Raw genomic sequence first — 16,079 nt, forward strand, 5'->3', positions numbered from 1 at the left:
TGTAACGTGCAAAAACCCATTTTCATCCAGGTTAGACAGGGCGGATACAAGGTAAAACGAATATCATCGAGGTGCCCCATGGTGTCCACGGCAGGCCGAGCCTGCCCTACCAAAATCAGGCGAACGTAACCGTAGGGCAGGTTCCACCTGCCGTGGTAACAACCCGCGTGCACCATGTAACGTGCAAAAACCCATTTTCATCCAGGTTAAACAGGGCGGATACAAGGTAAAACGAATATCATCGAGGTTGCCCATGGTGTCCACGGCAGGCCGAGCCTGCCCTACCAAAATCAGGCAAATGTAACCGTAGGGCAGGTTCCACCTGCCGTGGTAGCGATTCGCGTGCACGATGTAATGTGCAAAATTCATTTTCATCGATGTTACACAGCCCCCGACGGGAAGGACATTACCGCCCTGGAGGCATCATTCCCGGGGGCATTTTGCCACCCATCTGGCGCATCATTTTCTGCATACCGCCGCCTTTCATTTTCTTCATCATCTTCTGCATCTGGGTAAACTGCTTCAGCATTTTGTTCACGTCCTGCACCTGAGTACCCGACCCCTGTGCAATGCGGCGTTTACGTGAACCTTTAATAATATCCGGATGTTTGCGTTCCTGCGGGGTCATGGAATTAATAATAGCTTCCATACGGCCCGTCATCTTGTCGTCCAGCTGGCCTTTCATCTGGCCCGACATCGCGCCCATGCCCGGCATCTTATCCAGCATGCCCATCATACCGCCCATGCTCTTCATCTGTTGCAGCTGATCACGGAAGTCTTCGAGGCTGAATTTACCGCTTTTCATCACTTTTTTAGCGACTTTCTCAGCCTGTTTTTTATCAACCTTAGATTCCACTTCCTCAATCAGCGACAACACATCGCCCATGCCCAGAATACGTGAAGCCACACGATCCGGATGGAAAGGTTCAAGAGCGTCGTTTTTCTCACCAATACCGAGGAATTTAATAGGTTTGCCAGTAATATGGCGAATCGACAAAGCTGCACCGCCACGGGCGTCACCGTCTGTCTTAGTCAGAATAACGCCGGTAAGTGGCAGAGCTTCGTTGAAAGCTTTTGCGGTATTAGCCGCATCCTGACCGGTCATAGCGTCGACTACAAAAAGCGTTTCAATCGGATTGATGGCTTTTTGCAAACGACCAATTTCGGCCATCATATCTTCGTCGATAGCCAAGCGACCTGCGGTATCCACCAACACTACGTCAATGAACTGCTTACGCGCATGAGCAATAGCAGCTTCTGCGATATCCACCGGATCCTGCTCTATAGTGGAGGGGAAGAAGATAACATCCACCTCAGCAGCCAGAGTTTCCAGCTGTTTAATGGCCGCCGGACGATAGACATCGGCACTCACTACCATCACTTTCTTTTTCTGTTTTTCTTTCAGGTAACGGGCAAGTTTGCCCACGCTGGTAGTTTTACCCGCACCCTGCAAACCCGCCATCATGATCACTGCAGGAGGCTGGGTCGCCAGGTTAAGGGGCACATTGCCCTCGCCCATCGCCGCTTCCAGCTCGGACTGTACAATCTTAATAAAGACCTGACCGGGGTTAAGGTTTTTATTCACCTCCGCGCCGATGGCCCTTTCTTTCACAGCCTTAATAAAGTCTTTAACCACGGGCAAAGCAACGTCGGCTTCCAGCAGCGCCATACGCACTTCACGCAGGGTGTCTTTAATATTGTCTTCAGTCAGGCGGCCACGACCACCGATGTTACGCAGGCTTTGCGACAGACGTTCACTTAAATTCTCGAACATATAGCCTTCCTGTGGGAAAAGTTTGCGGTATTATACCTTAAGATGGTTGGGTTTGGCGATGTTGCACAGTATACTCAGTCAAATATCTCATGCTTATCAATGGACAGGTTACAAGCACATCATGATCACCATACTGCTTACTATTAGCATTCTCGGCTACGGCCTGGCGGTGTTATTCATGGGACAGAGTTTTACCAGCTCCGCACGCTGGGGCCAGCGCCGTATCTGGGCCACCAGCACCGCGGCACTCGCCGCCCATATTCTGGTTATCGCGCTTATTCTGAGTGAAACTGGTTTTCGACAGTTCAATATGGCCGCGACCCTCTCCATCATCAGTGCGCTTCTGGTTATCTTTAATGTAAGTCGTGGCAGCAGCCGTGAAAGTCAACTCCTGCGCCCGGTTATTTTTACTTTTGCCCTGGTTAGTCTGGTCATTGCTGCTATTACACCACTGCAAGCGGGTCAGGCATTAACGACGCGCCCCGGCGTAACCATCCATGTTGGCCTGTCGCTGGTTGCTTTCAGTGTATTGGCTTTAGCTGCCCTTTATTCATTACAGCTTTATTATCTCAACCGCCTGCTTAAAAACAAGCGAGCCCATGCCCTGAGTGAGCGCTTGCCTCCGTTAATGACGGTGGAATCTTATTTTTTCCGTCTGTTAACTATTGGTACCGCTATCCTCACCCTCGCTATTATGTCGGGCTTCCTTTTTCTGGAGAATATGTTTGCGCCTGGTCAGTTACACAAGACAGTGCTCAGCATTGCCGCCTGGTTAACTTTTAATTGCATACTGATTGTGCATTACTGGCGTGGTGTGCGTGGTAAGCCCATTATTATATTCACTCTGATTGCCAGCTTTATTCTGATCCTGGCTTACTACGGTAGCCGTTTCGTGCGCGACATTATTCTAAGTTAAGCCTGGGGCACTCAGGCTTGACATAGTCACGAATCACCCTACAGTAGAATCTTCTGCAACTATATAGGAACCCCTCTTGGACGACATAGCTACGAGTACGCTATTCATTGTATTAGCCGTACTGATTTTAATATCGGCTTATTTCTCTGGTACCGAAACCGGTATGTTATCGGTGAACCGTTATAAACTGCGCCACCTTGCGCAAAGCGGCGACCGCGGAGCTAAGCGGGTCAGCAAGCTACTGGATCGTCCGGATCGTCTTATCGGTCTTATCCTGATTGGCAATAATCTGGTCAATATTGCTGCTTCTGCGATCGCGACTATTATCGGTCTGCGCCTTTTTGGCGATTACGGTATAGCGATAGCAACAGTAGTGCTGACGCTTATTATCCTGATATTTGCGGAAGTCACACCAAAAACTATTGCAGCGCTGCATCCTGAACGCGTGGCCATGCCCAGTTCCTTTATATTAACCCCCCTGCTGAAAATACTTTTGCCAATAGTCATTGCCATCAACTTTATTACCAACAATATGATGCGTTTATTTGGCGTGAATCCGACTAATAATGAACGGGATTCTTTAAGTGCTGAAGAGTTGCGTACCATCGTAAATGAAGCAGGTCCACTGATCCCCACACGACATCAGGATATGCTGGTCAGTGTATTGGATCTGGAAAAAGTCACTGTAGACGACATCATGATTCCACGTAATGAAATTGTGGCTATCGACATCAACGAAGACTGGCATCAGTTGATGAAACAACTGATGAATATGCAGCACACCCGGGTGCTGCTGTTTCGCAGTCAGATAGACGACGCCATCGGTTTTTTGCATGCCCGCGACATGATGCGCCTGGTAACCCGCTATCAGGCCGAACCCGATAAAGCGTCACTGGTACGCGCCGCCCGGGACATCTACTTTATCCCGGAAGGTACCCCGCTGAACGTGCAACTGGTTAAGTTTCAGCGCAATAAAGAACGTATTGGCCTGGTTGTTGATGAATATGGCGACATTCAGGGGCTGGTTACTTTAGAGGATATTCTGGAAGAAATTGTCGGTGATTTCACCACTAGCATGACGGGAACCACCAGTGACCACGTTAGCATCCAGGCTGACGGCAGTTACCTGATAGACGGCACCAGTAATCTGCGTGAACTGAATAAAGATCTGCACTGGAATTTTCCTACGGATGGACCTAAAACTATTAATGGTCTTATCGTTGAAGCCTTTGGTGACATTCCTGAATACCCAATGTGCCTGACCGTCGGCCCTTATCGCATAGAAGTAACCGACGTCGATAATAATATGATCAAATCAGTTCGGGTACTGCCAGCTAAACGTAAACGAAAAATAGTAAACTAGTTCTCTCGGTTCTGGCAGTTATTGATAAGCCGACTCAGTCGGCCTGCAAAAATAACAGGGAAGCCTTATGAGAAAACTATCCATCACCCTTAGTTTCAGCATTTTATTCAGTATCACTGCAGGTTGTGCAAGCACACCAGCTGAGGATCGCCAGCAGTCTCAGTTTGAAAACTTACTACAACAGACTTATGCTGCCGATCAACCCGGTGCCGTGGTGGTTATTTCGCGTGACAACCAGGTAGTCTATTCTGCGGCCAGGGGCATGGCCGACATAGAGCTGGATGTACCACTTACGAAAGAGCATATTCTTCTTCTTGCATCGCTTACCAAGCAATATACCGCGGCTGCTATCCTGCAACTGGCCCAACAGGGCCACTTAACACTAGACGACACAGTAGCGGAGCTGCTGCCTGATATTGAATTGCCCGACATCACGGTTCATCAGTTACTAAACCACACTTCCGGCATTAAGAGTTATACCAATATACCCGGATACTGGACAGATGAGCGCATGCGTCGTGACCTCACTACAGAACAGCTTATTGAAGTAATTATGGCTGAAGAAGCCGACTTCGCTCCCGGCGAAGACATGCGTTATAACAACTCAGGTTATGTCTTATTAGGCGCTATTATTGAACAGCTCAGTGACAAGCCCTGGTATGAGTATATTGCAGAAGATCTACTGCAACCGGCGGGAATAGAACACACCCGTTTCTATCCGGCAGCAGACATAGTACCTGGCCGGGTGTCCGGTTATGACTACCAGGAAGGTCCGGTAAACACTCCCTGGATCAGTATGACGCAGCCCCATGCTGCCGGGGCCTTGTCGGCCACGGCATTGGATGTCGATCGCTGGCAACGCGCCTTGCATCAGGGCCACATTATTGATTCTGAATGGTTACAGTTAATGACCCGTGAAGACGATATATCCGGAAGCTACGGATATGGACTGGTGACGGGTAGTCTGCGAGGACAACCGGCTGTTCTGCATAGCGGGGGCGTGAATGGCTTTTCGTCATTTGCCCTGTGGTTGCCAGAGCAACAGCTCTCGGTCGTTGTACTCAGTAACTATTTTCTGTATCAGCCAGACACTCAGAAAACTGCTTTCCGACTGGCGGCTATAGCACTGGACCAGCCATTCCCCATTGAGAAGGAGGTTGTTCAGTTAAGCGCTGAGCAACTCAACAAAGTAACAGGCACCTATGAGATAGAATCCGGTACTAAGCGAACCCTGCACTTGCAGGATGGCCAGCTTATCAGCCACCGTGAAGGAGGCCGCTCAGTGCCGGTAGAGGCCGTGGATGAGAATCAGTTTGTATTGCAAAACAGCCTGGTCTATTTCGAAACACTGAGTAACCAGGAGGGTAAGGTGACCGGGGTGAACTTCTATCAGCTAGGGGAAGCCGAACCTGAATACGCAGAAAAAGTCAGTGACAGCGTGGAAACACGCTTACGCATAGAACTGGACCCAGAGCAGATGGAGCGGCTGATGGGTGACTACGAAATACAGCCAGGTTTCATCATAAGCATAGCTACAAGCAATGGACAGATAACTGGCCAGGCGACTGGGCAACCGGCTTTCCCGTTGTATGCTGAAGCTGAAGATGTTCTATATAACGATGAACATGGCATTGAACTCAGATTTGAACTGGAAGCAGATCAGCCTGCATCCGGTCTGGTTCTGCACCAGGCTGGCCAGCGTATTCCGGCTTCACGTTTATAACTGAAGAGGGCCGCTTCAATTAAGCGGCCCTCTTTAACTTAACCAAAGAACAAGCGGCGGAACCAGCCCCGATTAAGCTTATCCTCACAGCCGCGCAGTTGTTGAGCATAAGTTCCGGAACGTTGATCAACCGTACGTGAAACCTGCACCAGCCATTGTTTCTGCAAATAAGTTCGGCGTTGATAACCACCCCAGCCTTCATGGTAGTTCAGATACTGAGCGTAGGCATCCCACTTAGACACCCCGTTAATTTGCTGGCTTTTAGTAATAAACCAACCCATAAAATCAATCGCATCGCCAAAATTGTCACGACGCGCCCGACGGTTACCGGTTTCCCGGATATAGTCATCCCAGGTCATGGTTTTGGCCTGCGCAAACCCATAAGCATCCGACACCCGACCCCAGGGAATAAAACGCAACACATAACGGCGAGGAGGCAATGCCCTGGAGCGGAATGAGCTTTCCTGGTACATCATGGCCATAGGCACATGAATAGGAACGCCCCATTCATCATTCATTGCCTTAGCAGAACGCCACCAGTCGCGACGCTCCTCAAAAATATTACAAATATTTTCTGGATTCTTGGGCGGCGAAGTACTACAGGCACTGAGGAAAAGCGTTGCAGCAAGGGCTGTAGCGACTATTAAAGCTTTTTTTTGCTTTTTTCCACTTCCATGGAACTTTCTTTCACTACTCGTCTCTGAGTAAGTAAGCGATTTAAACATGATTGGTCTTCCCCTGGACTACATCCACTTCACGCGCCTTTAACAGGCGCGTTTTTTTTTCTCTTCAGCAGCGACAAAATAAGCGGCCAGGTAATCAGCAAAACTTCCCTGCTGCTGATTTTCAATATCCCGTTGCTCGACCAATGAACGCGAAGCCACCTCATCAAGTTCCTGTTCTGTATAAAAATCCAGATCTTCACTGATAAGTTGTTCGCGATAACTGCTCGCCAGGCGCATTGCAAACCCCCGACCATGCTGCTGAGCTTCACGCATAGCACGAATTAGCTGACCAGAAATACTTTTCTCAGGGTTTTCTATAATCCCCCGAAGACTATCCAGTACACAGCTATAGGCGTCAGCGTGATAGGCATTGTCCAGTACTTCCGCGACCTGATCCAGCTCCTTGAACAAATCTTTAAGTTTCTCTTTCAAAGTCACTTCACGCTCACCCTGATGCAGTCTGAGACGTGGCTCACGTCCTCGTAATACGACCAGGTTCAGATTCTTCTCAGCTTCCTGCTGTTGCTCCCAGTCCAAAGTTGGGCTGTCAGAGAACAAACAGTGCAATAGCAATAAGTCGAGAAAATACATTTGCTCAGCCGTAATACCGACCGGCGTAAACGGATTGACATCCAGTGCACGCACTTCAATATATTCGACTCCACCACGCTCCAGTGCCTGAGTCGGTGTCTCGCCGGACTCAGCGGTACGTTTTGGACGTATCGGCGAGTAAAACTCATTTTCAATTTGCAGGATATTACTATTCAGCTGGCGGAACTCATCGCCATCACGGACACCAATTTTGGCAAAGCGCTCTGAAGGCGTAGACACTGCACGTCGCAGGCCATCAATGTAGCCTTGCAGTGAATTATAGGTAATACCTAATTCAGCCTGCTCCTTGTTGGTATAGCCCAGGTCGCTCATACGCAATGCGGTGGCAAAGGGTTTAAACAACATGCCGCCACCAAACTCCTGCAAATCCAGATCGCCCGGGCTGTGGCGCACAAAAGAGCTGCACACCACTGGGGAAGCACCAAAGAAATAAGGAATAACCCAGGCTATCTTTTTAAAGTTCCGAATAAGGTCAAAATAGCGTTGCGAACGATATTCAACGCAATCACGCATACCTTCTTTTTCAGCCAGCACAGCCCAGGCTTCTTCGGGTACCGAAAAGTTATAATGCACCCCGGCAATCGTCTGCATCACTGCACCGTAGCGATGCGTAAGTCCACGCCGGTAGACGCTTTTCATCGTACCTACATGGGAGCTGCCAAAGTCCGCAATATGGATATCTTCCGGCTCGTTCACATAACAGGGCATACTGAGTGGCCATAATAGTTCGTCGCCAATGTGCCTGTATGTATAGCGATGCAGATCCCGTAGCTGATTTAACGTATCACGCACGGAACGCGCAACGGGTGTAATGAACTCCATCAGCGATTCTGCGTAATCAGTAGTTATCAGAGGATGAGTCAGAGTTGAACCCAGACTTTCAGGATGTGAGGTCAGGGCAAGCTGGCCTGCAGGCGTTATGCGCAGGGCTTCACGCTCTATCCCGCGGCAAATGCCAGCAAGTTTTTTCTGGGTCGAGGGATGCCTAAACGCGTCAAGTCGCGCAGATAAGTTCATGGGCACAGCAATTCCTATATATTTCCTGCTATTATGCGGCCTAGTGTGCCATATTCCAACGCAAATTACAGCGCAGGGAGTGTAACTTGAAAGTTTTGTTTAGCCCTCAACGAGTTAATATTTTACAACGGCATTTCTGGTGGCTTTGTCTAGTAATGGTGCCCGCCATACTGCTCAGCCCTCCTGTAGTGTCACTGTTAAGCGCTTTTTTATTAGTGCTTCTGGGTGCCATTGTGAGCATGAAACCGCAGCCGCTGAAGGCAGAAGACAATCTCGCCTCAGACAGTTCTCAGGTCTTACAGCAGGTTTTTAATGACTTGCCCAACCGGGTCTACTGGCGCGATCAGGACTTACGAATTATCGGTGCCAATCGGGCCTTCCTCGACGACTTTAGCCTTGCGGATAAAATATCGGAGGCTGGCCTGCTCGATTCTGAAGTAAAAGAATTGCAAAATAATCCCTGTCTACTGGAACGTGACCGCAGCACTCTAAGCTGCCAAAAAGCTACCATCAGTACCGAACTTAAACTAACACTCAGTAGTAAAAATCAGTATAAAGAGCGTTGGGTTGAACACGCCAGCGCGCCTTTATACGACAAAGACAACCAATTGATCGGTGTGCTCGGTAGTTATTACGACATTTCAGCGATTAAAGCTGCAAACACTGAAATGGCCGCCTCTAAAGAAGCTACCGAAAAAGCTAACCAGTCGAAGAGCGACTTCCTGGCCAATATGAGCCATGAAATACGCTCCCCTATTAACGCTATTGTAGGTATGGCAAACCTGGCTTTAAAAACCGAACTGGATCCTAAACAGCAACGTTATTTGAAAGTCATTAATTCATCATCCAACGCTCTGCTTGGCGTTATCAACGACATTCTGGATTTCTCTAAAATAGAAGCCAATAAGTTAACCATAGAGCGCATTCCTTTTGATCTGGATGAGGTTTTAAGCACCCTGGCAGATATGTTTGCTTACAAAGCCTACGATAAAGATCTGGAATTTATTATTAACCTGCCAGCTAATATCCCAACGATGCTGATTGGCGATCCTATGCGTCTTAATCAGGTACTGGTAAATCTGGTCAGCAACGCCATTAAGTTCACCGATGAAGGTGAAATTAACGTCTCCTGTACCCTGCTGGACTTAAATAAAGAAAAAGTCTGGCTACGCATATCAGTAACAGATACTGGCATTGGCATGGACGAAGAGCAACGCGCAAACCTTTTCCAGGCTTTTACCCAGGCAGATACCTCCACCACTCGTCAGTTTGGCGGTACCGGACTCGGGCTTGCCATATCACGGCGTCTGATTCAGCTGATGCAGGGTGATATTGGCGTGATTAGCTCAACTAACCAGGGCTCAACTTTTTATATTGAAATCACCCTGCCCATTCAGGACAGTCAGGACGTATCCCATCATCAGTTACTGTTGGAGCGGCTGCAAGGCACCCGGATCCTGGCTATCGACGATAATTTAAGTACCCGGGAAATGCTCTATGAGCTACTCCGCTCCTATCACATGGAAGCTAAAGTCTGTCGCAGTGCAGAGCAAGGGCTTGAGTTAATGCAACAGGCACAGGACGAAGGCAATCCCTATCAGGTTGCCTTAATCGACTGGCGCCTGCCCGGCATGGACGGCTTGTCCTTAGTGGAACGCATGCAACAGGAGCTGGACCCGGACCAACTGCCCAAAACCATACTGGCCACAGGTTACTACGCCGAAGAACTGGCCGAGAAAGCGAAAACAGTGGGCGCCTCTGATTTTATTACCAAACCTTATACAACCGCCACTCTGGCCCGCGTGCTCAGCTCCGCGATATATGGCAACAAACAGGAAAAAAGTAAAGCTGCCAGCGCGCTTTCAGAAAAGATACCCAAAGCACTCTACGGCGCTCCTTTGCTGGTTGTGGAAGACAATGAAATCAACCAGCATGTGGCCCGGGAAATGCTTAGCGGTCATGGTTTTGAAGTGGATATCGCCGAGCATGGTGAAGTTGCCCTGCAAATGGTGCAGAAAAAAGCCTATGCGCTAGTACTGATGGACATACAAATGCCGGTCATGGACGGTTATCGCGCGGCAGAGAGCATTCGTCAGCTCTACAGTTATCAGCAGTTGCCCATAGTAGCTATGACCGCGAATGCCATGAGTGGCGACGCAGAGAAGTCGCTGGCGGCAGGTATGCAGGGGCATATACCTAAACCTATTGATGAAGACGCTCTGCTAGGACAAATTATCAAGTGGGCAGTGCCCGGCCCTTATGAAGCAGATTCAGAGCCGGCAACGGACTTTGTTACTGAACCCAGTACAACCGCTTATAAATATCCCCAGGTAAAAGGCATCGAGTTTGCGTCCGCTCTGGCTCGCTTAAACCATAACAGTGAGCTTTATACACGCCTTATCTCGCAGCTCGTAGAGAGCTACTCCCAAAGCGCCATGAAAGTCTCGGAATTCATAACACGGGGCCAGCATGACGAAGCCCGACGTTACTTTCACTCATTAAAAGGCGCGTCAGCAAACTTAGGTCTAATTAATATCGAGAAAAAAGCCAGTCGCCTTGAAGAAGCGATGAAAAAAGGCGATATTGCCGGGGTTGCCGATCAAATTACCGGGCTGGATAAACTGCTCAATGAAGCGGAGCAGGCAGCGCAGGATCTCACCAGACTCAATCAGTCCAAAGACGGAGAAAATGCTTCATGATACGACTTTTATTTCTTATTCCACTGGTTTTATGTCTGCTTTGGATTACTTACCTGACCATGAACGGACATCGCCTGAAAGATGGTAAACAGGGGTTTATCTACATCCTGGTGATCAGCAGCGTCATTGCCGCTTTTTATACCCTGATGTGGTTTGTTACCTGAGACAAGTTTCACTGCGGTCTGATTCGCCGCTGTGCCTCGTCTACAGTGGCACTGGCTACACAGGCCGCAATAGAGTAACAGACAACCAGGATCATTATTGTTATCACTACTAAATTAGTACTCATAGAGGCTGCAAATATAGTGATAGTCCCATAAAAAAGCGCGAGAAAACCGAAAAAATAAGTTTCATTAATGCTCGCCAATAGCTCTATGAAGGTCTTTTGTTTATTAACCTCAGCGGAAGACCGATCAGTATTATCCACACTTTTTGCCTGGTTCGACAGGATCCTGGATAATGAGCGCTGTCTGCGTAGCGCTTTATCGATAGTGGCATCGACTATGTATTCAGAAATAGCCACACAACTGGCTAAAATCGCCCATATTAACAACAGTAAACTACTCGAGGTTAGTGCAATAAGGAGAGCCATACCGGTAGTAATCAACGCCAGAATCGCCGAATAATAGACACTTGTCACGATATTTACAAAGGTCATTTGCTTCGACCTTTCACTGCTAGCGCTTTCGCCTTCGTTTGAGGTGACCTCGGAAAATACCTCTTTTTTGCCCTTTATTCTTGTTACCCTTGCATTTATTACAAGTATTGAAATAAATGCCCCACTACCTAAAACAGCCAGGGTTATTAACAGTGAATCATTGTAATTCACTGCGACAAAGAAGGTAAAACAAACACTAACTAAGGCGACTGCCCATAAATAATAACGGGCGCGAGTACCTGCCACCAGAGCTATGAACTTCATCAGACGGTGTCCTCATCAGTCGATCTTAGCTAAGGGCCCAATTACTTAGCCCCTTCCTGTAATCCAATTCATCCACAAAGTACTCTGGTTTGGCTGATAATATTGCCAAAGCCCTTTTTGTATGAAATTTAACCAGATTTATTTAGAGAGTATATGCAACCTGGATGAAGTTCAATATGGTGGGAGATGCTTTTTTAATGGTTGAGCTAATATGATCACCGACTTCACATTATGCCAGGAAAGTCGGTGATTCATTTTTATAAAGTGCTTACACTAAAATTTAAACCACCAGCGCCAGCAGAATACCCGCGGCCACTGCAGAACCCAGTACACCAGCTACGTTAGGACCCATAGCGTGCATCAGCAGGAAGTTCTGCGGGTTCGCCGCCAGGCCTTCTTTGTTTACCACACGAGCTGCCATCGGCACTGCAGAGACTCCTGCTGCACCAATCAATGGATTGATCTGCTCTTTACTGAGCAGATTCATGAGTTTTGCCATCAGCACACCTGCTGCTGTGCCTATCACGAAAGCAACCGCACCTAACAACAGGATGCCTAAAGTCTGCAGGTTAAGGAATGAAGTCGCCGATAATTGCGCGCCGACCGCCAGCCCCAGAAAGATAGTTACTATGTTGATAATTTCGTTCTGCGCGGCATTACTCAAACGATCCACTACACCTGATTCACGCAATAAATTACCTAAACACAACATGCCCACCAAAGGTGCCGCTGTGGGTAATAACAATGCCGTCAGAATAAGGACCATCAGCGGAAACAGAATCTTCGCCTTTTTAGACACCGGCTTAAGCTGCTTCATCTTGATCTGACGTTCAGCTTTCGTGGTAAACAAACGCATGATCGGCGGCTGAATCACCGGCACCAGTGCCATGTAGGAATAAGCGGCTACTGCAATGGCGCCCAGTAACTCAGGTGCTATCTGCGACGACAGATAGATCGCCGTAGGCCCGTCTGCACCACCGATAATGGCTATAGCGGCCGCCTGCTCCAGAGTAAACTCCATGCCTGGCACCCAGTTCAGAGCAACGGCTCCGATCAGAGTCGCAAAAATGCCAAACTGTGCCGCAGCGCCCAGAATGAACATCTTCGGATTCGCCAGCACAGCACTGAAATCGGTCATCGCACCCACACCGAGAAAAATTAGTAAGGGAAAGACACCCGTGCTAATACCTATTTCATAAACATAATAAAGCAAGCCGCCAGGGTCGCCCATGCCGGCCAGTGGGATGTTGGTCAGGATGGCACCAAACCCTATAGGTAATAATAAAAGCGGTTCAAATTTATAACGAATAGCCAGGAAAATAAGCAAGGCACCTACGGCTATCATCAGCAGCATGCCCCACTGCAGATTCGCCACGCCAGTGCTGGCCCACAGGGTTTGCAAGTCTTCCACGTGTTAAGCTCCTTTTACCGCGACCAGCTCATCGCCAACCTGCACACTATCACCTTCTTTGGCGATCAGGCGGGATACGGTGCCTCCCTTCTCAGCGCGAACCTCAGTTTCCATTTTCATGGCTTCAAGGATCACCAGAATATCGCCTTCTTCGACTTTGTCGCCCACTTTCACTTTATGTTTCCACATATTGCCAGCTAAAGGCGCAGTAACTACGAACTCATCACCATCAGCAACGGGTTCTTCTTCAGAAGCGCTCTCGCTAGGTTCTGGTTTATTGCTTTTCTCACTGGCCGCCAGGCTGCCATCAGGCCCCACCTGCACCGCAAAGGTTTTACCATCTACACTAACGTCATAACGCTCTACGCCGCCTTTACGGCTCTCAGAAGAGGATACCTTCTGGCCTTTAGTGTCGCTTTCAGGGGCCGCGTCGGACGCTGCCTCAGAACCAGGTTTAGGTTCGAACGCATCCGGGTTACCCCGATTTTTCAAAAACTTAAGCCCAACATCAGGGAACAGCGCATAGGTTAAGACGTCATCTTCCTCAGCATCCGCCAGCTTAAAGTCCATTTCTTTCGATTTTGCTTTCAGCTCTTTGCTCAGACGCTGCATTTCGTCGTCCAGCTTATCAGCCGGCCGACAGGTCATAGGTTCCGCGCCCTCAAGCACCCGTTTCTGCAGTTCTTCGTTAACCGGTGCTGCCGTGGCACCGTATTCGCCTTTTAATACCGCAGCGGTTTCTTTGGAGATCGACTTATAGCGCTCTCCGGTCAGTACATTCAATACCGCCTGAGTGCCTACAATTTGTGAAGTTGGTGTAACCAGCGGGATGTAGCCCAAATCTTTACGTACGTCAGGAATTTCCTGCAGTACCTGGTCAAATTTATCCAAGGCACCCTGCTCTTTCAGCTGCCCTTCCATGTTAGTTAACATGCCGCCTGGCACCTGGGCCAGTAAAATCCGCGCATCTACGCCTTTCAATGAGCCTTCAAACTGGGCGTATTTTTTGCGTACTTCACGGAAATAAGCCGCGATCTCTTCCAATAAGGGTAACGACAGCCCGGTATCCCGTTCTGTTCCTTCAACCATAGCGACTATAGTTTCTGTGGCTGAATGGCCGTAGGTCATGCTCATTGACGAAATAGAAGTGTCCAGCATATCAATGCCAGCATCGATAGCTTTCTGGTAAGTCGCTGTACTCAATCCTGTGGTCGCGTGGCACTGCATCGCGATGGGAATATCAATCGCCTCTTTAAGCGCCGTGATGAGCTTTTCAGCTTCATAGGGACGTAACAAACCGGCCATGTCTTTGATGCAGATTGAATGGCATCCCATATCGGCCAGTTCTTTTGCCATTTCTACCCACTTTTCCTGGGTATGCACTGGGCTTACCGTATAGGACATAGTGCCCTGAGCATGGCCATCATTAGCAATAGTGGCCTCAACCGCTGTGCGTAAATTGCGCACATCGTTCATGGCATCAAAAATACGAAACACATCCACGCCACTTGTTTTAGCCCGTTCTACGAAACGTTTTACTACATCATCCGCGTAGTGGCGATAACCGAGCAGATTCTGCCCGCGTAGTAGCATCTGTTGCGGTGTATTCGGCATGGCTTTTTTCAACTCCCGAATACGTTCCCAGGGATCTTCCCCGAGGTAACGAATACAGGAGTCAAAGGTGGCGCCGCCCCAGGTTTCCAGTGACCAGTAGCCAACCTGATCCAGTTTTTCGGCTATCGGCAACATATCATCCAGGCGCATGCGCGTAGCCAGTAACGACTGATGTCCATCGCGCAGCACCACATCGGTGATATATAAAGGCTTACTCATGAAGTGCACTCCCGAGGTATTAGTTATTGTTTTGACTTGCGATATTGCTGCACAGCGCTGCTGATAACAGCCAGTTGCTCAGAACTGGGCTGACCGGACGAACTGGCTGCCGGAGTTTCAGCTGCTACCGGAGCCTCTGCGGTAAAATGGGTCAGCGCACTGACACAGGCAGTCAGAACGAGTAAAAAGCAGAATACAGTAAACATGCCAATTAGCATTAAATTGCCAGCATCAGCAAATAACGAATTCATAACGAAAGTCTCTTCTTCCAATTTGTGTTTATTACAGCGGAAAGGAAGCAAAAATGCAATGTTAATAAGTTGTTAGCAGCTTGCAACTAAAGTCGGAAAGAGAAGAAAAACTAAAAGAAATGGCGCGCTCGGGAGGATTCGAACCTCCGACCGCCTGGTTCGTAGCCAGGTACTCTATCCAGCTGAGCTACGAGCGCGCTGTATTGGGGTAATAGATAATAAGAAAAAATGGCGCGCTCGGGAGGATTCGAACCTCCGACCGCCTGGTTCGTAGCCAGGTACTCTATCCAGCTGAGCTACGAGCGCGTCGTCTTTTCCTAATACAAGCCACTTCCAGTTTTAGCAAACAAATAAAAACTGGCGGTGAGGGAGGGATTCGAACCCTCGATGAGGCTACAAACCCCATACTCCCTTAGCAGGGGAGCGCCTTCAGCCGCTCGGCCACCTCACCGCGACTTGTGGGGCAGAATGATAGCGACTTGCCAAAATATGTCAAACGCTTTTTTCAATGGCGGGGGCTGTTTGCAGGTTATTTAGCCAATACGGTGAAATAACCTGCACTCTATGTGTTCAGTTGCAGGGAATAAACAAAAGCTGGCTAAAGCCAGCTTTGTGTCTAATCATTTTGCTCGTCGGACGCTTCACCTTTCTCAGCCTGAATGCGCATATAAATCTCTTCCCGATGTACCGACACATCTTTCGGTGCATTCACTCCAATTCGAACCTGATTACCTTTCACACCCAATACTGTGACAGTGACATCATCACCAATCATCAGGGTTTCGCCAACTCGGCGGGTTAAGATCAACATTCGTCTGCTCCTTCAATACAAA

At 48.7% G+C, this 16,079-nt stretch carries 13 protein-coding genes and 3 tRNA genes; 5 read left to right on the plus strand and 11 right to left on the minus strand.

What is annotated here, in order from left to right:
- Positions 1–406: 406 nt before the first annotated feature.
- Entirely contained in the window at positions 407–1,774 is a 1,368-nt protein-coding gene (gene ffh / locus CWE09_RS05145) for a signal recognition particle protein (RefSeq protein ID WP_126802932.1), read from the minus strand.
- 121 nt (positions 1,775–1,895) lie between these two features.
- On the opposite strand from ffh, the gene CWE09_RS05150 reads away from it, so the two are divergent.
- The 3 genes from CWE09_RS05150 (at position 1,896) to CWE09_RS05160 (ending at position 5,776) form a co-directional block, all read left to right on the plus strand.
- Positions 1,896–2,690, plus strand: a complete 795-nt coding sequence (locus CWE09_RS05150) for a cytochrome C assembly family protein (RefSeq protein WP_157982815.1) — start codon at positions 1,896–1,898, stop codon at positions 2,688–2,690.
- Between the two features lie 76 nt (positions 2,691–2,766).
- Positions 2,767–4,053: an HlyC/CorC family transporter gene (locus tag CWE09_RS05155; protein WP_126802934.1), complete on the plus strand. Its 1,287-nt coding sequence runs from the start codon at positions 2,767–2,769 to the stop codon at positions 4,051–4,053.
- A 67-nt stretch (positions 4,054–4,120) separates the two neighbouring features.
- Positions 4,121–5,776 carry a serine hydrolase domain-containing protein gene (locus CWE09_RS05160; RefSeq protein WP_126802935.1) on the plus strand — a complete coding sequence of 552 codons (1,656 nt, stop codon included), beginning with the start codon at positions 4,121–4,123 and terminating at the stop codon, positions 5,774–5,776.
- 38 nt (positions 5,777–5,814) lie between these two features.
- Here the strand turns inward: CWE09_RS05160 and CWE09_RS05165 are convergent, their stop codons facing one another.
- Complete coding sequence (locus tag CWE09_RS05165; protein WP_241974301.1) at positions 5,815–6,501, minus strand: transglycosylase SLT domain-containing protein; 687 nt, start codon at positions 6,499–6,501, stop codon at positions 5,815–5,817.
- Between the two features lie 39 nt (positions 6,502–6,540).
- A complete protein-coding gene (gene gshA / locus CWE09_RS05170; RefSeq protein ID WP_126802936.1) occupies positions 6,541–8,130 on the minus strand; it encodes a glutamate--cysteine ligase in 1,590 nt (529 codons plus the stop codon).
- 86 nt (positions 8,131–8,216) lie between these two features.
- Between gshA and CWE09_RS05175 the strand changes: the two genes are divergently transcribed.
- Positions 8,217–10,829, plus strand: a complete 2,613-nt coding sequence (locus CWE09_RS05175) for a response regulator (protein ID WP_241974302.1) — start codon at positions 8,217–8,219, stop codon at positions 10,827–10,829.
- Positions 10,826–10,993 carry a hypothetical protein gene (locus tag CWE09_RS14195; RefSeq protein ID WP_198679621.1) on the plus strand — a complete coding sequence of 56 codons (168 nt, stop codon included), beginning with the start codon at positions 10,826–10,828 and terminating at the stop codon, positions 10,991–10,993. The genes CWE09_RS05175 and CWE09_RS14195 overlap by 4 nt, the downstream gene beginning before the upstream one ends.
- Before the next feature lie 8 nt (positions 10,994–11,001).
- Here CWE09_RS14195 and CWE09_RS05180 read toward each other — a convergent pair whose 3' ends face one another.
- From CWE09_RS05180 to csrA, 8 genes are all read right to left on the minus strand, one after another.
- Positions 11,002–11,751 carry a hypothetical protein gene (locus CWE09_RS05180; RefSeq protein ID WP_126802937.1) on the minus strand — a complete coding sequence of 250 codons (750 nt, stop codon included), beginning with the start codon at positions 11,749–11,751 and terminating at the stop codon, positions 11,002–11,004.
- 280 nt (positions 11,752–12,031) lie between these two features.
- A complete protein-coding gene (locus CWE09_RS05185; protein ID WP_198679728.1) occupies positions 12,032–13,105 on the minus strand; it encodes a sodium ion-translocating decarboxylase subunit beta in 1,074 nt (357 codons plus the stop codon).
- A 60-nt stretch (positions 13,106–13,165) separates the two neighbouring features.
- The gene (gene oadA / locus CWE09_RS05190) at positions 13,166–14,995 is read right to left on the minus strand and encodes a sodium-extruding oxaloacetate decarboxylase subunit alpha (RefSeq protein ID WP_126802939.1); all 1,830 of its coding nucleotides are present in this window, start codon (positions 14,993–14,995) and stop codon (positions 13,166–13,168) included.
- Between the two features lie 23 nt (positions 14,996–15,018).
- Positions 15,019–15,246, minus strand: coding sequence for an OadG family protein (locus CWE09_RS05195; RefSeq protein WP_126802940.1), 228 nt, complete (start codon positions 15,244–15,246; stop codon positions 15,019–15,021).
- A gap of 120 nt (positions 15,247–15,366) precedes the next feature.
- Positions 15,367–15,443: transfer RNA gene (locus CWE09_RS05200), tRNA-Arg, on the minus strand.
- A 32-nt stretch (positions 15,444–15,475) separates the two neighbouring features.
- Positions 15,476–15,552 (minus strand) — tRNA-Arg (locus tag CWE09_RS05205).
- Positions 15,553–15,604: 52 nt separating this feature from the next.
- Positions 15,605–15,697: transfer RNA gene (locus CWE09_RS05210), tRNA-Ser, on the minus strand.
- A 165-nt stretch (positions 15,698–15,862) separates the two neighbouring features.
- Positions 15,863–16,057 carry a carbon storage regulator CsrA gene (csrA, locus tag CWE09_RS05215; RefSeq protein WP_126802941.1) on the minus strand — a complete coding sequence of 65 codons (195 nt, stop codon included), beginning with the start codon at positions 16,055–16,057 and terminating at the stop codon, positions 15,863–15,865.
- Positions 16,058–16,079 lie beyond the last annotated feature (22 nt).

The organism is Aliidiomarina minuta (genome assembly GCF_003987145.1).
Lineage (GTDB): Bacteria > Pseudomonadota > Gammaproteobacteria > Enterobacterales > Alteromonadaceae > Aliidiomarina > Aliidiomarina minuta.